The sequence below is a fragment of the Bacteroides fragilis genome, assembly GCF_019583405.1.
Lineage (GTDB): Bacteria > Bacteroidota > Bacteroidia > Bacteroidales > Bacteroidaceae > Bacteroides > Bacteroides fragilis_B.
Map to the genome: position 1 here is coordinate 488,555 of NZ_SZUU01000001.1, position 20,074 is coordinate 508,628.

The 20,074-nt window shown below is 43.9% G+C and carries 17 protein-coding genes; 8 read left to right on the forward strand and 9 right to left on the reverse strand.

From position 1 onward, the window contains the following. Positions 1-23: 23 nt before the first annotated feature. The 4 genes from sucD to thiD form a co-directional block, all read right to left on the reverse strand. Positions 24-893: a succinate--CoA ligase subunit alpha gene (gene sucD / locus FDF36_RS02000; RefSeq protein WP_220390123.1), complete on the reverse strand. Its 870-nt coding sequence runs from the start codon at positions 891-893 to the stop codon at positions 24-26. After that, positions 890-2,038: an ADP-forming succinate--CoA ligase subunit beta gene (gene sucC / locus FDF36_RS02005; RefSeq protein WP_005777701.1), complete on the reverse strand. Its 1,149-nt coding sequence runs from the start codon at positions 2,036-2,038 to the stop codon at positions 890-892. The genes sucD and sucC overlap by 4 nt, the downstream gene beginning before the upstream one ends. A 205-nt stretch (positions 2,039-2,243) precedes the next feature. Further along, positions 2,244-3,131: an ACP S-malonyltransferase gene (gene fabD / locus FDF36_RS02010; protein WP_005793967.1), complete on the reverse strand. Its 888-nt coding sequence runs from the start codon at positions 3,129-3,131 to the stop codon at positions 2,244-2,246. A gap of 103 nt (positions 3,132-3,234) precedes the next feature. Further along, entirely contained in the window at positions 3,235-4,068 is an 834-nt protein-coding gene (thiD, locus tag FDF36_RS02015; RefSeq protein WP_220390124.1) for a bifunctional hydroxymethylpyrimidine kinase/phosphomethylpyrimidine kinase, read from the reverse strand. A 341-nt stretch (positions 4,069-4,409) separates the two neighbouring features. On the opposite strand from thiD, the gene FDF36_RS02020 reads away from it, so the two are divergent. From FDF36_RS02020 to xylE, 4 genes are all read left to right on the forward strand, one after another. Beyond that, a complete protein-coding gene (locus tag FDF36_RS02020; protein WP_005803481.1) occupies positions 4,410-5,141 on the forward strand; it encodes an NUDIX hydrolase in 732 nt (243 codons plus the stop codon). A 51-nt stretch (positions 5,142-5,192) separates the two neighbouring features. Then, a complete protein-coding gene (locus tag FDF36_RS02025; RefSeq protein ID WP_220390125.1) occupies positions 5,193-6,698 on the forward strand; it encodes a xylulokinase in 1,506 nt (501 codons plus the stop codon). 89 nt (positions 6,699-6,787) lie between these two features. Further along, entirely contained in the window at positions 6,788-8,107 is a 1,320-nt protein-coding gene (gene xylA / locus FDF36_RS02030; RefSeq protein WP_220390126.1) for a xylose isomerase, read from the forward strand. A gap of 65 nt (positions 8,108-8,172) precedes the next feature. Next, positions 8,173-9,621, forward strand: coding sequence for a D-xylose transporter XylE (gene xylE / locus FDF36_RS02035; RefSeq protein ID WP_220390127.1), 1,449 nt, complete (start codon positions 8,173-8,175; stop codon positions 9,619-9,621). A gap of 555 nt (positions 9,622-10,176) precedes the next feature. Here the strand turns inward: xylE and FDF36_RS02040 are convergent. Beyond that, positions 10,177-11,385: an alkaline phosphatase family protein gene (locus FDF36_RS02040; RefSeq protein ID WP_220390128.1), complete on the reverse strand. Its 1,209-nt coding sequence runs from the start codon at positions 11,383-11,385 to the stop codon at positions 10,177-10,179. A 105-nt stretch (positions 11,386-11,490) separates the two neighbouring features. Here FDF36_RS02040 and FDF36_RS02045 point away from each other — a divergent pair, with 105 nt between their 5' ends. The 3 genes from FDF36_RS02045 (at position 11,491) to FDF36_RS02055 (ending at position 14,236) form a co-directional block, all read left to right on the forward strand. Next, positions 11,491-13,032 (forward strand): carbon-nitrogen hydrolase family protein, encoded by a 1,542-nt coding sequence (locus tag FDF36_RS02045; RefSeq protein WP_005777718.1) that lies wholly within the window; start codon positions 11,491-11,493, stop codon positions 13,030-13,032. Between the two features lie 115 nt (positions 13,033-13,147). After that, positions 13,148-13,780, forward strand: coding sequence for a peroxiredoxin (locus FDF36_RS02050; protein WP_220390129.1), 633 nt, complete (start codon positions 13,148-13,150; stop codon positions 13,778-13,780). Positions 13,781-13,990: 210 nt separating this feature from the next. Further along, positions 13,991-14,236 carry an RNA recognition motif domain-containing protein gene (locus tag FDF36_RS02055; RefSeq protein WP_005777722.1) on the forward strand — a complete coding sequence of 82 codons (246 nt, stop codon included), beginning with the start codon at positions 13,991-13,993 and terminating at the stop codon, positions 14,234-14,236. Positions 14,237-14,308: 72 nt separating this feature from the next. On the opposite strand, the gene FDF36_RS02060 is transcribed toward FDF36_RS02055, so the two are convergent. Genes FDF36_RS02060 through FDF36_RS02070 form a run of 3 tightly spaced genes read right to left on the reverse strand, consistent with a single transcriptional unit; the run spans position 14,309 to position 17,373 of the window. After that, entirely contained in the window at positions 14,309-15,700 is a 1,392-nt protein-coding gene (locus FDF36_RS02060) for a cytochrome-c peroxidase (protein ID WP_220390130.1), read from the reverse strand. Positions 15,701-15,715: 15 nt separating this feature from the next. Next, complete coding sequence (gene ccsA / locus FDF36_RS02065; RefSeq protein WP_220390131.1) at positions 15,716-16,501, reverse strand: cytochrome c biogenesis protein CcsA; 786 nt, start codon at positions 16,499-16,501, stop codon at positions 15,716-15,718. Next, entirely contained in the window at positions 16,498-17,373 is an 876-nt protein-coding gene (locus tag FDF36_RS02070; protein ID WP_220390132.1) for a cytochrome c biogenesis ResB family protein, read from the reverse strand. Before FDF36_RS02070 ends, ccsA begins: the two co-directional genes overlap by 4 nt. 270 nt (positions 17,374-17,643) lie before the next feature. Between FDF36_RS02070 and FDF36_RS02075 the strand changes: the two genes are divergently transcribed. Next, positions 17,644-18,909 (forward strand): S41 family peptidase, encoded by a 1,266-nt coding sequence (locus FDF36_RS02075; RefSeq protein WP_220390133.1) that lies wholly within the window; start codon positions 17,644-17,646, stop codon positions 18,907-18,909. A gap of 66 nt (positions 18,910-18,975) precedes the next feature. On the opposite strand, the gene FDF36_RS02080 is transcribed toward FDF36_RS02075, so the two are convergent. Continuing rightward, positions 18,976-20,025 (reverse strand): DUF2776 domain-containing protein, encoded by a 1,050-nt coding sequence (locus tag FDF36_RS02080; protein WP_193684130.1) that lies wholly within the window; start codon positions 20,023-20,025, stop codon positions 18,976-18,978. Positions 20,026-20,074: the final 49 nt, after the last annotated feature.

Below are 20,074 nucleotides of genomic sequence, written 5' to 3' on the forward strand. Positions count from 1 at the left end.
TTGATAAATTAAAAAAGAATTGTTTAGAAACTGCCTTTTAGTAAATCCGGTATTTTCGAAGGTTCACCGGCAACTCTGATTCCTGCAGCTTCCAATGCTGAAATCTTTTCGGCTGCAGAACCTGAACTTCCGGATATAATAGCTCCGGCATGTCCCATCTGTTTGCCTGGCGGAGCAGATTTTCCTGCAATAAATGCCACCACAGGTTTAGTCACATGTTCACGAATGTATGTTGCGGCCACCTCTTCTGCGTTGCCCCCAATCTCACCAATCATCACAATGGCATCAGTTTGCGGATCATTTTGCAACATTCCCAAAAGATCACGAAAATAAAGTCCGACAACCGGATCACCTCCCATACCAATGGCAGTGGACTGTCCCATACCTTTAGCAGTCAAATGCGATACGATTTCATAGGTCAATGTCCCGCTACGGCTGATCACTCCTATATTGCCCGGAGTGAACACTTGCCCAGGAAGAATACCTACCAGACTTTTCCCAGGAGAGATCAGACCGGGGCAATTCGGCCCAATGAGTTTAGCTCCTTTCAGTTCGACAAATCGGTAGGCCTTTATTATATCCAATGTAGGAATTCCTTCTGTGATACAAATTATCAGCCGGATACCGGCATCGGCAGCCTCCATTATAGCATCGGCAGCAAAGCGTGCCGGTACGAAAATGACAGATGTATTGGCTTGCGTTCGGCGAACAGCCTCATACATGGTATTGAATACCGGAAAGGTATCATCTATCATTGTTCCTCCTTTGCCGGGCGATGTACCGCCCACCACATTTGTTCCGTATTCAGCCATCTTTTTGGCATGAAAGAGTCCGTCCCTGCCTGTGATACCCTGCACCAAAAGTCGGGTAGATTTATCAATAAGTATGCTCATATCGATTCTTTCTTTAATGATTCTATAGCCATTTTAGTGGCTTCTTCCATTGTTTGGGCCACTTGAAAACGGTTATTTTTGCGCAATAATTCACGTCCCATATTTCCATTGGTACCTGTAAGCCGCACAATAATAGGAATATCCGTTTGTATCTGCTCAAACGCCTGCAATAGTCCGATGGCTACATCGTCACATCGGGTGATACCTCCGAAAATATTGATAAAGACTACTTTGACTTTTTTGTCATCCAGCAATAATCTCATAGCTTCTATCACCTTGACAGGATTTGAACTACCGCCAATATCAAGGAAATTAGCCGGATTTCCTCCATAAAGCTTGATCATATCCATAGTTGTCATAGCCAGACCGGCTCCATTAACCATACAGCCTATCTCGCCGTCCATACGCACATAGCTGAATCCTCTTTCTTTGGCAATCGCTTCCAACTTCTCATCTTCTGTGGGCTCTGATAACTTCTGTAAGTCCGGATGACGATAAAGTGCATTATCATCAAAAACCATTTTGGCATCAATAGCCAATAATGTCCCAACAGGGGTAAGTACCAATGGATTAATTTCAGCAAGTGAAGCATCTTTTTCAATAAATGCTTTGTAAAGATCCTGAATAATAGTTGCCATCCGGTTAGCTTGCTCAGCTTGTTCAAAGAGAGAGAAAGCAAACTTATGTGCCAGATAATCGGGAACTCCGATTAGAGGATCAATGCTGCAACGTATTATCTTTTCCGGAGATTGGCGGGCTACTTCCTCGATGTCCATACCACCGGCCGCACTCATAATCAGCGTGACAGAGCGCGTATTACGGTCTATCGTAAAACTGATGTAATATTCGGCTGCAATGTTGACAGCCTCACTAAGAAGAATCTTGGTGACGGGATAACCTTTTATAGTCATCTCCAAAATAGTTTGAGCGTATTGGTAGACATCTCTATCATTATTGGCCAACTTTACTCCGCCGGCTTTTCCCCGCCCGCCGGTCAGCACTTGGGCTTTTATGGCTACCCGGTTTACCCCCATTCGGTGATAAGCAGCCACAGCCCCATCTGCCGTATGGCATAAAGCATGCCTCTCGACAGGTATTCCGTAAGTGGAGAAAATCTCCTTTGCCTGATATTCGTGTACTTTCATTGGATAAAATAGGTTTATTATCCAATTATAACAAAAGTGTTGGCAAAAAAGTTGTAAACTGTCCGCGTCCCTTCATTGCAGCCCAGAGCGATCTTTACAGATAGAACGATGAGAGTAACTTATGACCTTAAAACAAAAACACACAGCACCGGAATCCTACATAAAGATTCCGATGCTGTGTGTTAAGAGTGGTCTATCAATAGACTTATGCTATTCCGTGAGCCGAAACTGTAGAGTCGATCTTCTTGATCAATCCCTGCAATACGGCACCCGGTCCACATTCTGTGAAGTCGGTAGCACCATCGGCAACCATATTTTTTACGGTCTGTGTCCAACGTACAGAAGCAGTCAGCTGAGCAACCAGATTCTTCTTGATTTCCTGCGGGTCTGTATGGGGCAGGGCATCTACATTCTGATAAACCGGACATTTCGGTGTGTGGAACTCAGTCGCGTTAATGGCAGCTTCCAATTCTACTTTGGCAGGATCCATCAGAGGAGAATGGAATGCACCGCCTACTTTCAACGGAAGCGCACGCTTAGCTCCGGCTGCTTTCATCAGTTCACAAGCTTTTTCGATACCCGGTACAGATCCGGAAATTACAATCTGTCCCGGACAGTTGTAATTGGCAGGTACACAAACTTCTCCTTCAGCGGTAACAGAAGCACAGATTTCTTCTACTTTCTCATCCGGTAAAGCTATAATAGCAGCCATTGTAGAAGGAGTTGCCTCACAAGCTTTCTGCATAGCCATGGCACGTGCATAAACCAATTTTAAGCCGTCTTCAAAAGACAGAGCGCCGGCAGCGACCAATGCAGAAAACTCACCCAGTGAGTGTCCGGCAGTCATTTCAGGTTTGAAGTCGTCACCCATGCAAAGTGCAGAAATAACAGAGTGGAGGAATACAGCAGGCTGAGTAACCTTGGTCTGACGAAGATCTTCGTCCGTACCGTTGAACATAATATCTGTAATGCGATATCCCAGGATATCATTTGCTTTTTCAAACAATTCTTTTGCTAAAGCTGAAGTTTCATACAGGTCCTTACCCATACCTACGAACTGGGCACCTTGACCGGGGAATACAAATGCTTTCATATTTTTGTTTTTTAATTTAATTTGCGGGTGCAAAGTTATATATTTTTGCAATATCATAGCACAGATTTGGTGAAATTGTGCAATGGACAATATGTTTTTCAGCCTATTCTACCTTATTATCGTCCCATATCCGGGCTTTCTCAGGGCCCCAGAAGTGACATAACGGTCCGTTGCCATGTCCGATAATTATTTCCTTGCCGGCATCAATAGCTTTGCTTACATAACTCTTTGCCTTGCCAACTGCCTGGTCCATAGGAAGTCCTAATGCCAGATAAGTGGCGATCGAAGAAGAAAGGGTGCATCCCGTCCCATGCAAATTCCGGCTCTCTATCTTTTTCTCCTTATATATATAGGTGTTCCCATCGGTAAACAACACATCCTGCATTTCGTTTCCCTCCAGATGTCCTCCTTTCACCAATACCGCTGTATGATACTCTTCTGAAAGTTGCCGGACAGCTTCCTTCATCTCTTCTGCTGTTGTGATTTTCTTTCCGGTCAGTACCTCCGTTTCATCCAGATTGGGAGTGATCAGGCTTGTAAGTGGAAAAAGTTCTTCTTTGATCAACTGTATTGCATCTTCTACCATCAACTTCCGTCCACTGGTTGAAACCATGACGGGATCATAAACTATCGGACAATGAGGATACTTTAGCAGGCATCCGGCAATAATCTTCACAAGCACCGGTTCACTCACCATACCTATTTTCAGGGCATCCGGACGCAAATCTTCCATAACCGCTTCAATCTGTCCCTGCACTATCTCAGCGGGAACTGTATGCACAGCTTTTACTCCTTTTGTATTCTGCACGGTAACAGCAGTAATTACCGATGCCGCATATGCTCCCAAGGCAGAAATCGTTTTTATATCTGCCTGAATGCCTGCCCCGCCCGAACAGTCGGAGCCGGCAATGGAAAGAACGACCGGATAAGTTTTCATTTTAGTTTTTTTAATAGTTTGGAGGCAAAGATAGGATAAAAACAAAGAAGATACAAAATGACATACCCTATAAAATACAATAAGTCCCTCGTATCGCTCGAGGGTATGCGACTACCGAAGGAACTGATTATAAAGACTCCCCGGCTTTCTGTACTTTCTACAATTACTATCGTTCACCGAGGGTAGAAATACATATTGTTATCGATACAATAAGATGAATACTTCTTAGTGTAAAATTTACGATATGTATATATATGAAAAACAATGCTTTATAGCATATTATTTATTTGTTTACCGTGTGATAATATCTCTATATTTGCAGCAATCAAAGACTCAATATTATGCATGACATACCCAAACAAATCCCATTGGCAAACAATCACATCTCAGTGGACTGTGTAGTGATCGGTTTTGACGGAGAACAACTCAAAGTTCTGCTGATTAATCGGATAGGAGAGGAAAACGGAAAAATTTATCGTGACATGAAACTTCCCGGAAGCCTGATCTATATGGATGAAGACCTGGACGAAGCAGCCCAGCGGGTCTTATTCGAACTGACCGGTATCCGAAACGTCAACCTGATGCAATTTAAGGCATTCGGTTCCAAAAACCGGACGAGCAATCCCAAAGATGTACATTGGTTGGAACGGGCTATGCAATCGAAAGTGGAACGCATAGTCACCATAGCTTATCTGTCGATGGTAAAGATAGACCGGGCACTGGACAAGAATCTGGATGAATTTCAAGCCTGTTGGGTAGCGTTGAAAGACATAAAGACATTGGCTTTCGACCATAACTTGATAATCAGAGAGGCGCTGACTTATATCCGGCAATTCGTAGAGTTTAATCCTTCGATGCTATTCGACTTGTTGCCGCGTAAGTTCACCGCATCTCAGTTACGAATCCTGTTCGAACTGGTATATGACAAAGCAGTGGATGTGCGTAACTTCCATAAAAAGATAGCTCTGATGGACTACGTTGTACCGCTGGAAGAGAAACAAACCGGAGTAGCCCATCGGGCAGCCCGTTATTATAAGTTCGACAGGAAGATATATAATAAGACAAGACGATAACCCCCAATCGGGATTTAATATTAAACTACAAATAAATTAATAAACAGTATCATGTTTTTATTAGGTTATGATATAGGCAGCTCTTCGGTTAAGGCGAGCCTGGTAGATGCAGAAACAGGTAAATGTGTCGCTTCTGCGTTCTTTCCGAAAACAGAGGCGGGCATCATTGCCGTACGTCCGGGATGGGCAGAGCAAGAACCGGAAAGTTGGTGGGAGAACTTGAAACTCTCCACCCGATCCATTCTCTCGGAATCACGGGTAGATGCCAAAGACATCAAAGCCATCGGCATCTCTTATCAGATGCACGGTCTGGTGTGTGTGGACAAATGGCAGCGCGCATTGCGTCCGGCTATTATCTGGTGCGATTCACGTGCGGTCTCCTACGGGCAGAGGGCATTCGAGGCAATCGGTGAGAAGTTCTGTCTGGCACATTTGCTTAACTCTCCCGGAAACTTTACTGCTTCAAAACTGGCATGGGTGAAAGAAAACGAACCGGATATCTATGAACAGATCGATAAAATCATGTTGCCAGGAGATTACATTGCCATGAAACTGAGCGGTGAAGTATGTACGACAATAGAGGGACTCTCCGAAGGAATGCTTTGGGACTTCCGAAACAACCGTCCGGCCGACTTCCTGATGCAATATTACGGAATCGATCCTTCGCTGATCGCCGACATCCGGCCTACTTTCGCCGAACAGGGACGACTGACAGGTGCGGCTGCCCGGAAACTCGGGTTGCAAGAAGGCACTCCGATCACTTACCGTGCAGGAGACCAGCCCAACAACGCTCTTTCCCTGAATGTGTTCAATCCGGGTGAGATAGCTTCCACAGCCGGAACATCGGGAGTCGTATACGGAGTAAACGGTGAAATCAATTATGATCCGCAGTCACGTGTCAACACCTTTGCCCATGTCAACCATACTGCTGCCGATCCCCGCCTCGGCGTATTGCTCTGTATTAATGGAACGGGGATTCTCAACTCGTGGATCAGGCGCAATGTTGCCCCCGAAGGTATTTCGTACGCCGAGATGAACCGTTTTGCTTCATCCGTTCCCATCGGCAGTGCAGGTATCAGCATCCTTCCTTTCGGCAACGGAGCAGAACGAATGCTCGATAATCGGGCAACCGGCTGCGGTATACACGGCGTAGACTTCAACAGGCATGACAAGTCACATCTGATCCGGGCGGCACAGGAAGGAATCGTCTTTTCATTTAAATATGGCATCGACATTATGGAAGAGATGGGCATCCCCATTAAAAAGATCCATGCCGGACACGCCAATATGTTTCTGAGTTCCGTTTTTCGCGAGACACTGGCCGGTACGACGGGAGCCACCATCGAACTCTATGACACAGACGGTTCCGTTGGTGCAGCCAAAGGAGCAGGAATGGGAGCGGGCATATATAAAGACCATGAAGAAGCATTCGCCACTCTCGATAAGCTGACAGTCGTAGAACCGGATGCCGGCAAACAACAGGAATACACTGATGCATACGCACGGTGGAAACAATGTCTGACTCAGTCCATGCAGACAGAAACAGAGAATAAGTAATCATTAAGAATAGAATATTAATCATTCCGGCTTTCTTTCTTCTTCCCAAAGGAAGAAGAAAGGGCAAAGCCCTTAAAATTTTAAATAAGATGGCAACAAAAGAGTACTTCCCGGGTATAGGGAAAATTAAATTTGAAGGTAAAGACAGTAAGAACCCGATGGCATTTCGCTATTATGATGCCGAGAAAATGATCAACGGGCGTAGTATGAAAGATTGGTTAAAGTTTGCAATGGCGTGGTGGCATACACTTTGTGCCGAAGGCGGTGACCAGTTTGGGGGCGGAACCAAACAGTTCCCATGGAACGGTGACCCTGATCCCGTGCAGGCAGCTAAGAATAAAATGGATGCCGGTTTCGAGTTTATGCAGAAAATGGGCATCGGGTACTATTGCTTCCATGATGTCGATCTGGTTACGGAAGCCGACAGCATCGAAGCCTATGAGGCCAACCTGAAAGAACTGGTTGCTTATGCTAAGCAGAAACAGTCCGAGACAGGCATCAAACTGTTGTGGGGAACGGCCAATGTATTCAGCCACGCACGTTACATGAACGGCGCAGCCACCAATCCCGATTTTGATGTTGTGGCCCGCGCCGCTGTCCAGATAAAGAATGCGATTGATGCCACCATTGAACTGGGAGGTACGAACTATGTCTTTTGGGGTGGACGCGAAGGGTATATGTCGTTGCTGAATACTGATCAGAAACGCGAAAAAGAACATCTGGCACAGATGCTGACCATCGCCCGTGATTATGGGCGTGCACGTGGTTTCAAGGGCACTTTCCTGATTGAACCGAAACCCATGGAACCGACAAAGCATCAGTATGATGTCGATACAGAGACAGTTATTGGCTTCCTGAAGGCTCACGGACTGGATCAAGACTTCAAGGTGAATATCGAAGTGAATCATGCCACCCTTGCGGGACATACGTTCGAACATGAACTGGCGGTGGCCGTAGACAACGGAATGTTGGGATCTATCGACGCAAACCGCGGCGATTATCAGAACGGATGGGATACGGATCAATTTCCGATTGACAACTTCGAACTGACACAAGCCATGATGCAGATTATCCGTAACGACGGATTGGGTAACGGCGGTACAAACTTCGATGCCAAAACTCGCCGGAACTCTACTGACCCGGAAGATATCTTTATCGCACATATTGCCGGAATGGATGCCATGGCACGTGCCTTGGAAAGCGCAGCCAATCTGCTCAACGAGTCACCTTACCAGAAAATGTTGTCCGACCGTTATGCCTCGTTCGATGCGGGCAAAGGCAAGGAGTTCGAAGAAGGAAAACTCAGCCTGGAGGAACTGGTTGCTTATGCCAAAGCCAACGGAGAACCGAAGCAGACCAGCGGCCAACAGGAACTGTATGAAGCACTCGTTAATATCTACTCATTATAAGTCCGTATTTCACGGTCTGCAGGCTCTTGTTGCCTGCAGACCGTAATTCAAAAAAAGCTAATGCCATGAATCATACCAACGAGGGTAGCAAGCTCTACCTGTATTCCATTACATCGGTAGCCATCCTGGGCGGATTGCTGTTCGGCTATGATACCGCTGTAATTTCAGGAGCTGAGAAAGGGCTCGAAGCCTTCTTCCTCACAGCCACAGATTTTCAATACGACAAAGTGATGCACGGCATCACCTCCTCGAGTGCACTGATCGGTTGCGTCTTGGGTGGTGCATTGTCCGGCATCTTCGCTTCACGGCTGGGACGCCGCAACTCACTACGGCTGGCCGCCGTACTTTTCTTCCTTTCGGCACTGGGGTCTTATTATCCTGAATTCCTGTTCTTTGAATATGGGGAGGCTAATATGAACCTGCTTATCACCTTTAATCTCTACCGCATTCTGGGAGGCATCGGAGTGGGACTGGCGTCCGCTGTTTGTCCCATGTATATTGCCGAGATAGCTCCCTCTAACATTCGCGGTACGCTGGTGTCGTGCAATCAGTTTGCCATAATCTTCGGCATGCTTGTGGTTTACTTTGTAAACTACCTGATCTTGGGCGACCACCAGAATCCTGTTATCCTGAAAGATGCTGCCGGCACACTTTCTGTAAGTAGCGAGTCGGATATGTGGACTGTTACCGAAGGATGGCGCTATATGTTCGGTTCCGAAGCCTTTCCGGCAGCTTTCTTCGGCATGTTACTCTTCTTCGTACCCAAAACTCCCCGTTATCTGGTGATGATTGATCAGGATCAGAAGGCTTATTCCATTCTCAAAAAAGTGAACGGAGCCACAAAAGCACAAGAGATTCTTGCCGAAATAAAAGCCACTTCGCAGGAAAAGACAGAGAAGCTGTTCACCTACGGTGCGGCGGTGATTGTTATCGGTATTCTGCTTTCTGTCTTCCAGCAAGCCATCGGCATCAACGCCGTGCTCTATTATGCGCCGCGAATATTCGAAAATGCCGGTGCCGAAGGCGGAGGAATGATGCAAACCGTCATCATGGGCATTATCAATATAGTCTTTACACTGATAGCTATCTTCACCGTCGACCGTTTCGGACGGAAACCGTTGCTTATCATCGGTTCCGTCGGTATGGCTGTCGGAGCCTTTGCAGTCGCCTTGTGTGACAGTATGGGCATCAAGGGGATACTTCCCGTACTGTCGGTCATTGTATATGCAGCTTTCTTCATGATGTCATGGGGGCCCATCTGTTGGGTACTGATATCCGAAATCTTTCCCAACACCATCCGTGGCAAAGCGGTGGCCATTGCTGTGGCATTTCAATGGATATTCAACTACATTGTTTCATCTACGTTCCCCGCGCTCTATGATTTCAGTCCGATGTTTGCCTACAGTCTTTACGGTATCATTTGTGTGCTTGCCGCCCTCTTCGTATGGCGTTGGGTGCCGGAGACCAAAGGAAAAACATTGGAGGATATGAGCAAACTTTGGAAGAAGCGTTAACCGGAGTAAATCTTACGTCATTCCACATTGAAAGCAAATCGAAGTAAATGCCGACCGAATGCAGCATATACATCCTTTTGGCTAACATGCACTTCTTCAGAATCCGGTAAACCGGAAGCGTAGCAAACCATAGTCGGTAGTTTCACCCCTTTCAGAAGCAAGCTGAAAGGGGTGGAGCTACCGACTTTTAGATGAATTAAAGTAAGCAAACGGGCAAAAAGCTTACTTCATCCACTCATTAAGGCGTAACCATCCGGTCCGGATGGTTACTACATATGCTCCGTATGGTCTAATGATATCGAATGGGAGCAAAAACGAGGACGATATTTCTCTATTTGGTTATATCCGTACGATAGAAATAAAATAGAAGAATGATTACTGTTTACTCTATTTACTTATCATAGAGATATTAAAAAAAAGAATCCACCTATATATATTTCAGTAAATACATATAGATGGATTTCCTTTTTAAAAACACTGATTCAAATTGCAGACGATTTTTTTAGTCATCTTGCCCGATGGACGGAAAGATGCGATTTTACACGCAATAAATTATCAAAAAGACACATCTTTCAGAATGTCTTTTATTCTTTCGAACTGTCCATCTGTCTTCTCCGGAGTAATTTTCAATAAATGGGCCAACAGCGGGTAGATATCCACATTGACAAATCCCTTCGATTCATACCCTGCCTTGAAGTCGGGACCACAGGCACGAAACATTACCTGCATATCCGGACTTTGCGGAAAATATCCATGAGCACCTTTCAAGGCACGCGGTACATCGGTAAATTGCCATCCTAACTCGGGAGCCACTACAATATCACCGATACGGTCACTGCTTCCATAGTTTAATTCGGCAGGAATCTCCTCCTTTTTCCACACATGAATATGGGGCACATCTTTCAAGGCATGGTATACCGAGTCACGGTATTCCGGTTTTGTGAAGATAGAGGTCGGAGTCCGTCCATCCACAGCCTCACACCATTCCGGACGCAGATACTTATTCATGTCTACCACGCGGTCATCACTGATCTCGGTCATTCCATGATCGGCGGTGACAATCAGGTTAACATCCTTACCGAAAGGAAGCGATGCAATTCCCTGCCGTAACATTCCGATCAAACTATCCATACGGTGTACAATGGCAGCAGCTTCTACACTACGGGTACCATGATGATGGGTGACTCCATCCGGCTCTTCAAAGTAAAGCATAACGAGACGGGGACGTTCCGCTTCCGGCTTTTTCAGAAGAGCGACGGTCGAATCCACCCGCTGTTCAAAAGTAAGACGGGGTTTTTCGGCATATTCCCGGTAGTAAGTAGGATAACCGCCTTTGATGGCAATATCCGAACCAACCCAATAAATATTTCCTGTCTTCACTCCCTGTTTTTGAGCCGTAATCCAGATCGGTTCACCCAGATAATAGTCGGGATTGTTTCGTGTGGCAGGATCTCCCATGGAGTATTGCCGATGCCGTTTTACATCCCAGAAAGTGTTGTTGATAATACCGTTGTGGTCAGGCACCAATCCCGTAGCCAATGTATAATGGTTGGGGAAAGTAGATGCAGGATAGGAGGGGAGCATAGTTGCTTTAACCCCTTCGCGGGCCATCTGGTTCAGGTTAGGGGTATCATACATTGCCGGATAATCCCAGCGGAAGGCATCCAATGAAACAATTACGGTGTAATGCGGAGCCTTGTCCTGCGCTGCTAAAGTAAAAATAAAGAAGACATAGCAGCAGAAAGAAATAATAAATTTACGCATACTCTTGATAGTTGTTATGAAATGCAAAGGTATAAAATTATATGAAAGCTGTCCGGTTATAAAGATAAAGCTTACCTTTGCAATGTTTTTTTAATACAAGTTACTATGGATTATCCTCATAAAATCAATAAGGTACAGATCCGTAACCTCCAGATTGAAGATTACGCTCAATTATCCCAATCGTTTACACGTGTATATTCGGACGGAAGCGATGTCTTCTGGACACACGGACAGATTGAGAAACTAATCAAGATTTTCCCCGAAGGGCAGATTGTAACCGTAGTCGACGAGAAGATCGTTGGCTGTGCACTCTCTATCATTGTAGATTACGATAAAGTGAAGAACGACCACACTTATGCCCAAGTCACAGGAAAGGAGACTTTCAATACCCACACAGCCCAAGGAAATATCCTATATGGCATCGAGGTCTTTATTCATCCCGAATATCGCGGATTACGGTTGGCACGGCGCATGTACGAATATCGCAAAGAACTTTGCGAAACGCTTAACCTGAAAGCGATCATGTTTGGCGGACGTATTCCGAATTACCATAAATATGCTGACAAGATGCGTCCCAAAGAGTATATTGACCGTGTACGCCAGCGGGAAATCTACGACCCGGTGCTCACTTTTCAACTTTCCAATGATTTCCACGTTCGGAAGGTGATGACCAATTATCTGCCGAATGATGAAGAATCCAAACATTATGCTTGCCTGTTGCAGTGGGACAACATTTACTACCAGCCCCCTACACAGGAATACCTCGCTCCCAAAACGACGGTTCGCGTAGGATTGGTGCAATGGCAGATGCGCAGTTACAAAACTTTGGACGACCTTTTCGAACAAGTAGAATTTTTCGTTGATGCCGTATCCGACTATAAAAGCGACTTTGTGCTTTTCCCCGAATACTTTAATGCGCCACTGATGTCAAAGTACAATGATAAAGGCGAATCACAAGCTATCCGCGGACTGGCCCAATATACCGAGGAAATCCGTGACCGATTTATCAATCTGGCAATCAGCTACAATATCAATATCATTACGGGCAGCATGCCGCTAATAAAAGAGGACGGACTGTTGTACAACGCCGGTTTCCTCTGCCGGCGTGACGGAACTTACGAAATGTATGAAAAGCTTCATGTCACTCCGGACGAGATAAAGAGCTGGGGACTGAGCGGGGGCAAACAGTTGAAAACATTCGAAACAGACTGTGCCAAGATCGGCATATTGATTTGTTATGATGTAGAGTTTCCCGAACTTTCCCGCCTGATGGCCGACCAGGGAATGCAGATTCTGTTTGTGCCGTTCCTCACCGATACTCAAAATGCTTATTCACGTGTACGGGTCTGCGCACAGGCACGTGCCATTGAGAACGAATGTTTTGTTGTAATAGCCGGCAGCGTAGGCAATCTTCCCCGTGTACATAACATGGACATTCAGTATGCCCAGTCTGGGGTATTTACACCTTGCGACTTTGCCTTCCCGACGGACGGAAAGCGCGCCGAAGCCACTCCGAATACGGAAATGATCCTGGTTTCGGACGTAGATCTCGACTTGCTGAACGAATTGCATACTTATGGCAGTGTACGTAACCTGAAAGATCGCCGGAACGATGTATACGAAGTGAGATTTAAGAAGCCGCAATAGATTTTGTCTATTATCCGATAGATATTATAAATCGTTAAACTTTGGTAGCAAACAAAGATTCTGATAGCTTTGTTTCCGAAATGAATCGTTTAATAACTTCTAAAATAAGAAAATTATGAGATCATTAATTGGAAAACAAGCGCCGAAATTTGATGCCACGGCCGTAATCAATGGGCATGAAATCGTTCAGGACTTCTCGTTGGATCAGTATAAAGGGAAAAAGTATGTAGTATTCTTCTTCTATCCGATGGACTTTACTTTTGTATGCCCCACCGAACTGCACGCATTTCAGGAAAAGCTCGACGAGTTTGAAAAACGGAACGTAGCTGTGGTAGGTTGCTCGGTCGACTCTGAATATTCTCACTTCTCCTGGTTGCAGATGCCCAAGAGCAAGGGAGGTATCCAAGGCGTGAAGTATCCTATTGTGTCCGACTTTTCTAAATCAATCTCTGAAAGTTACGGAGTACTGGCCGGAAGCTATGCTCCCGATGAAAATGGCAATTGGGTATGCGAAGGGGCACCGGTGGCTTTCCGCGGTCTGTTCCTGATTGACAAAGAAGGTGTAGTGAGACATTGTGTCATCAACGACTTACCATTGGGACGTAACGTAGATGAAGTACTGCGTATGGTGGATGCCTTGCAACATTTTGAAGAGTATGGCGAGGTTTGTCCGGCCAATTGGTCGAAAGGTAAAGATGCCATGAAAGCAACCGAAGACGGAGTGGCCAGCTATCTGAGTAAACATTAATAGAGACACATCTGTAAGAAAAAAGGGCGTTTATTGAAAAATAAATGCCCTTTTATAGTTGATAATCCAAATATTATGGCGTTCTTTGCTGCCGAAAACAATTGATCGTTTTATTTTACTCTATTTTCTACTGAATCAGTCGAATCCGGATCTAATCTCAAACTTCTGTTGTTTCTAAATTTATTTATCAATTTTTATTTTTTTTATTTTATGAACATGTACATTGGAAACCTTAGCTATCGTGTTAAGGAAGCAGATTTGAGACAAGTAATGGAAGAGTACGGAACAGTTGATTCAGTAAAACTGATCACCGACCGCGAGACTCGTAAATCTAAAGGATTCGCATTCGTTGAAATGCCGAACGACGACGAAGCAAAAAATGTTATCGCTGAGTTGAACGGTGCTGAATACGAAGGCCGTCAGATGGTTGTTAAAGAAGCCCTGCCTCGTAACTAATCCATTTATAGCATAAAACTAAAAAGGATACTCTGCAAAGAGTATCCTTTTCTTGTTTTTATCCGGCAGACATTACAATGCCTTGCTCTGATTATCATTGGTCAGTGGTTTACCTTTATACTCTCCGGTCAGTGTTTCCAGGAAAGCTACTATTTTATTCAGTTCATCTTCCGGCAGATTCTTGTCTACCTGATATTTGGCCATATAATCCACGGCCTCCTTCATTGTTTTCATGCTACCGTCATGAAAGTAGGGAGCCGTCAGGGCAATGTTTCTTAAACCGGGAACTTTGAAACGATGTTTATCACGATCATTTTGGGTCTGTTTGAAGCGTCCGTTATCTTCTTCTGTCAATTCAATGCCACGATCTGCAAAATAATCTCTTTTCACACCCATTAACTCGTAAGACTGACCACCCAAAGTTTCACCTACATGGCAAGTAGCACAATCGTATTTCTTAAACAATTCGTATCCGGCAAGTTCCATATCGTTAATAGCAGTCTTTTCACCTTTCAGATAAAGGTCGAAACGAGAATTGGGAGTGAGCAATGTCTTTTCGAACTCTTCGATAGCGTCAGTGATATTCTTTTCCGAATATCCGTCGGGATATACAGCTAAAAAGGCTTTGGTGAAATTAGCGTCCTGTTCGAGTTTTGCAATGATTTCGTCAAAAGACTGGCAAGCCATCTCGACCGGATTCAACGGAGGACCGGCAGCCTGCTCGGCAAGTGTTCCGGCACGTCCGTCCCAGAACTGCACGAAGTTGTAGGCAGCATTGTATACCGTCGGAGCATTCACACCTCCGAATTGTCCACCTACACCTTCTGAATATTGCTTGTTGTCTACCCCTCCCGTATTCAATCCATGGCATGATGCACATGAAACGGTGTTGTCGGCCGAAAGGCGAGTATCGTGATAAAGCATATCTCCCAAAATCACTTTACGCATATCTACCGGAATGGAATCAGCGATGGGACGCACCGGTTCGTTAGCAAATTCGGATGAAGCCAGCCCGTTAGCATAATGTGCCAGACGGTGTTGTTTCGCCCACGCCATAGCCATTTCCTTTTTAGCATCTGTCACACTGGCTCCCCAGTGTACCATATAGTAGGCATGTTTGGGCATTGTTCCGTCCATGATCACTTTCTCTACTTTGGCTAAAGCCACTTTTCCTACAGGCTTACCGGCTTTTAAGGCTTCAGCCATTTCGGTTATGTCAAAAGCGCGATAACCTTGTTCCACGTCCTTCTGAACCATTCCGCCGGCAACAGGCCAGCTTGCATAAAAAGGAAGATCCGGACTACCCGAATGGCATTGCAGGCAGCCACCGGAAGTAATGATCTCTTGCATCTGAGCGTCAGCGGCAAGCTCTTTTGACGGAGCCTGATTTACGACGCGGTAAGTGATAGCCAAAGCTCCGACCGTCACCAGTAATGCGATGATAAATTTTGTACTTTTCTTCATTGTGCATTCTTTTAGTTAATTATTACGATTATATAAATGTACACTTTGTTGAGCCGAAGGCAAATAATTTACTCCATACCAACACATCTGCAAAGCCAAAAAGGAGAAAATAAGTATGACATACAGCATCTTTTTACGAAGCCTGTCCCGTAAACGCAGGTGCATATATAATAGGTATCCCATCCAGGTAACCACTGCCCAGGTCTCTTTGGGATCCCAACTCCAATAATTTCCCCAGGCCTCCTTTGCCCATAAAGATCCAAGAAGCATGCCGATCGATAAAAAAGCCACACCAGAATAGACCAGATTATCTGCTGTCACCAAATATTCTTCTTTGTGGTGTACAAGCCCGCAAATAGCAATAATGAAAGCACATCCCAATACAGAGTAGGAGAACATATAAACTGTGACATGGGGAATAAACCAGACACTTTGCAAAGCCGGCATAAGTGATTGGTCATGTATCTCGGGCTTCAGCAAATTGATGATAACAAAGACAGTGGACAGCAGAGTGGAGAAAGAAAGTATCCATCGATATTTCCAGCGAATATACGTCAACAGCCCGGCAATCCCCATAAAAAAGGAATACCACAAACGGGTTTCACCCATAGTGCGAAGAGGAGGGCGTTGCAGAGATATCCATAGCCCGGCAATGAATATCCCCAGACAAGTAATTCCTGCTACAGTCAGTACAATAGCTATTTTGCTTTGTCCCGATGAACGAAGTGCCGATATGGCCCCAATAAGCCAAAGGCAGACGGAGACGGTTGCAAACAGATAGAAGTTATCCCAGGTTATCATGATTTAGCTTTTTTAGGACCATTAATAAATAGCAGAACAGCTCCTGCCAGCATCATTAAAATACCAGTCACCATTACATATTTCCAAGGTTGACGTACAATCTGAAGAATGCAATATCGGGTATTTCCCACATTATGCGTATCATATCCGGTCAGATAAATATCTTCTCCCAAACGGTAACTGTGAGGATGATTTACTTCAAGCGTAGTTCTCTGCTCTCCAATACGTACATCTGCCGCAAAACGCGAAGGCATCCCGTTCGGATAATACTCTGTATTGAAAGAGTAGAGTTCCAATTCATAATCCAGATAATAGGCTTTCCCATCCATACTATAGGCTTCGCGTCCCGGTTGTCCGGCATAAAGCGGAATCCGTAATGTCTGCACATCGCTGCTGCCGAAGAATCCGGCAAATAAAGCGAACCATACCCCCAAATGGTTCAGGAGAAAACGCTTCTTCGCCGGTACACGATGATAGAAAGCATGGATAACCACCATTGTCAGATTGCTCAATAAAAGAAAAAGAATGGCAATGAATACCCAGGAAGTCATAAAGTTATAGCATCCCAGTGAGGCTGGGACTCCTGATATGGAGGCAGCTTCTGCTTCCGATAATTGGGGAAACAACCCGATAACCAAGCTGCCACCTATTAATAATAAAATTGATAAAATACTTGTCCGGGAAGACAGCAGAAAACGGGTTAACGGCAACTTATTACCTTCTCTATAGAGACGCCATAATAAATAGACCCATATAACTGCTACAATCACATTCAGAGGGAATGCAAAAAAAGATAAGGGGAAATTGCCTGTCATAGTTTGCAATAATGCTGCTATTACAAAATATGCAGTCACTAATAGTTTTTTGTGCATAGTTGTGCCTTTATATGGTGCAAAGTAAGTAAAAATATGCCAATAAACGTATAAAAGGGCTATTAATTTGTATTAAATACAATTTTGAAGTAGATTTAAATTGAAAAGGAACGTTGCTATTTATAATATTGGTTGGGGATGACCGGGATACAAAATAAAAGAAAATATAAATTAGTACTTAGAATAAAGTAGCTTTCCAGGAGATTATCTATATTAGCATTCACAAAATAGCTTTAATCATTAAATGTCTAATCTTAAAAACGGCAAAACATGAAAACTCCATCTTTAATTCTGATGATAATCATTTTATGTAATCTCAGCATCCCAATAAATGCTCAAGTACTAACCTCCCGCCAGCAAAAAGAAGATTTTGACACCTTATATAGCTTATTATGTCAAGTACATCCGGATTTATTTATGTATCAAACACAAAAAGAATTCGAAGAAAAGCATGATTCAATATATCGCTTGTTAAATAAAGAACGAAACGTTTCTGATTTCTACTTTATAGTCTCTCCATTTGTTGCATCTGTAAAAGATGGTCATACTAATTTCGCAATTCCTGCTACTCCAGACAGAATAGACTATTTGAATCATGGAGGACTGACTCTGCCTTTACGCTTAAAAATAGTAGACGATAAGATAGTGGTTGATTTCCCCTTAATATCCTGTTCGATACAGGAAAATGATGAAATAACATGTATGAATAATATAAATAGTCAAACTATATTAAGTCAATTGTATCTCTTACTGGGAGCTGAAAAAGGGAATGCTATTAAGGAAAATCAATTGACCCTTTATCTTTCTACTTTGCTATGGTATAAATATAATTGGGGTGACAAATATGATTTTACAATTAAAAGGGGAAATAAGATCTGGAAAGAATCATTGAATGGCATCGGACAAATAGATGCCCTCCCTGTTTTAAAAGCAAAACTTGGAAAAAGCCTGCCGCAATTTAGTTATACTCTAAGCCCCGATAGACAGACTGCTACTCTGCAAATAATGAACTTATATCAATTACCACAACTAAAACAATTTTGTGACTCTGTCTTTTCGGTGATTAACAGAGAACATGTACGCAATTTGGTTATAGATATCAGAAATAACAAAGGAGGGTCAAGTGCCGGAGTTGACATGCTTCTATCATACTTATCGCATGATGCTTATACATTATATACTAAAACTGATTTAAAAATCAGTTCATACTCAAAACTGTATAATAAGCAAAAACATCCGGAAACTTATGAAGAAATCAAAAATTTGCCTGACGGATCTTTATTTGCTATTCAAGATTCTTCTGTAGCGGGAAACCGGGATAAAGCAGATATTTATAAAGGAATAGTTACAGTATTGGTAAATGAAACCACTTATTCCGGAGCGTCGACATTTGCATCTGCTATTAAAAAATCTCATGCAGGAAAAATTCTTGGTGAAACCGGCTGCCCAAATGTATATTTTGGCAATTATATGTCATTCACATTACCCAATTCCCGATTAGAATATTATGTCTCACTTAATAAATTCTATGAATAAATGAACTCTCTAAAATGAAAGCGGAATTGTGAACTCCGCTTTCGTTTTAGGATTGTCCTATTGCATTTATTTTGAAGATGTTCCACTCTCAAGAATACTGACAATTGAAAAGAGGGTGAAGCAAATAGCCCCTAAACCGGCTAATACGCGTGCAGGGATAAAATAATCATCGTGCGTCGTACCTAATTCGAAGACGAAAGAGGCCAGAAACAGACAAGCTAATGCTGTCAATACCGGAATCAGAGGGATACGGTTGGCCAAAGCAAATTCTCGCCCCCAGATTTTAGCCAGCAAAATTACTTTACTTGAAATACTGTAACAAACAAGACCAAGCCCAATCATGATATATCCGATTACCCCATTAGTAGTGCTTGAATCGGCAAAAATAACAGACAGCCCCCAAAGAAGCGATACGGTTCCCATCAACAATACGAGTTTTGGCCATCTTTTACGTTCTCTATCGGTATACACATTTCTGATTTGACGGGCAATAGTAGCGACCAAAGCAATCAGGCTTGTGCAAATGCAAGCCAGACCTGCCATCACATGCCCTGCTACGAAATAAGCAGGATCTACATCGCTTTTGGCCAATAAAACAAAAGCCCATATCCAAGCAATCAACGATACAATAATAGCTATTGTTTTTAATACAAGTTCTTGACCTTTAGTAAACGCTCCTTTGGGAATACCATTACCAATCATTTTTGAGTTGGCAGGAATCAGTGAAAAGCGGGTAGAAGATGTTGCAGCGGTTGCTACACAAGTAGTTATCAGTCCTACTCCGGCAACCACATGTCCAGCCACAAAGGAAGAGGCGGAGGTAGATCCGGTAAACATACAAATTCCACCAATAATAGTAACGGCAGCAGCTAAATAACCGATAATAGGCAGTGCGTACAGAGAACCGCGCCCATAAGTATGAATGATTTGCCGGATTATAGTAGCAGCTGTTGCAAACAATGCAATACAAATCATACCTAATGAAAAGACTACAGGACCTGCCACCAATCGGTTAGGATCATCTCCATATACACTGATAAACGCTCCGTAGCCGAAACAAAACAGAGCCATCGCCAAAGGAATTGCTCTGAACAATATACTAATACCGTAATTCATAACATATAGGGTTTTAAAATTTCCCTGATAAACAAGGCATATAGTTTTT

Coding starts and splice junctions, on each gene's coding strand:
- sucD (WP_220390123.1), bottom strand. CDS start 893: ATGAGCATACTTATTGATAAATCTACCCGACTTTTGGTGCAGGGTATC.
- sucC (WP_005777701.1), bottom strand. CDS start 2,038: ATGAAAGTACACGAATATCAGGCAAAGGAGATTTTCTCCACTTACGGA.
- fabD (WP_005793967.1), bottom strand. CDS start 3,131: ATGAAAGCATTTGTATTCCCCGGTCAAGGTGCCCAGTTCGTAGGTATG.
- thiD (WP_220390124.1), bottom strand. CDS start 4,068: ATGAAAACTTATCCGGTCGTTCTTTCCATTGCCGGCTCCGACTGTTCG.
- FDF36_RS02020 (WP_005803481.1), top strand. CDS start 4,410: ATGCATGACATACCCAAACAAATCCCATTGGCAAACAATCACATCTCA.
- FDF36_RS02025 (WP_220390125.1), top strand. CDS start 5,193: ATGTTTTTATTAGGTTATGATATAGGCAGCTCTTCGGTTAAGGCGAGC.
- xylA (WP_220390126.1), top strand. CDS start 6,788: ATGGCAACAAAAGAGTACTTCCCGGGTATAGGGAAAATTAAATTTGAA.
- xylE (WP_220390127.1), top strand. CDS start 8,173: ATGAATCATACCAACGAGGGTAGCAAGCTCTACCTGTATTCCATTACA.
- FDF36_RS02040 (WP_220390128.1), bottom strand. CDS start 11,385: ATGCGTAAATTTATTATTTCTTTCTGCTGCTATGTCTTCTTTATTTTT.
- FDF36_RS02045 (WP_005777718.1), top strand. CDS start 11,491: ATGGATTATCCTCATAAAATCAATAAGGTACAGATCCGTAACCTCCAG.
- FDF36_RS02050 (WP_220390129.1), top strand. CDS start 13,148: ATGAGATCATTAATTGGAAAACAAGCGCCGAAATTTGATGCCACGGCC.
- FDF36_RS02055 (WP_005777722.1), top strand. CDS start 13,991: ATGAACATGTACATTGGAAACCTTAGCTATCGTGTTAAGGAAGCAGAT.
- FDF36_RS02060 (WP_220390130.1), bottom strand. CDS start 15,700: ATGAAGAAAAGTACAAAATTTATCATCGCATTACTGGTGACGGTCGGA.
- ccsA (WP_220390131.1), bottom strand. CDS start 16,501: ATGATAACCTGGGATAACTTCTATCTGTTTGCAACCGTCTCCGTCTGC.
- FDF36_RS02070 (WP_220390132.1), bottom strand. CDS start 17,373: ATGCACAAAAAACTATTAGTGACTGCATATTTTGTAATAGCAGCATTA.
- FDF36_RS02075 (WP_220390133.1), top strand. CDS start 17,644: ATGAAAACTCCATCTTTAATTCTGATGATAATCATTTTATGTAATCTC.
- FDF36_RS02080 (WP_193684130.1), bottom strand. CDS start 20,025: ATGAATTACGGTATTAGTATATTGTTCAGAGCAATTCCTTTGGCGATG.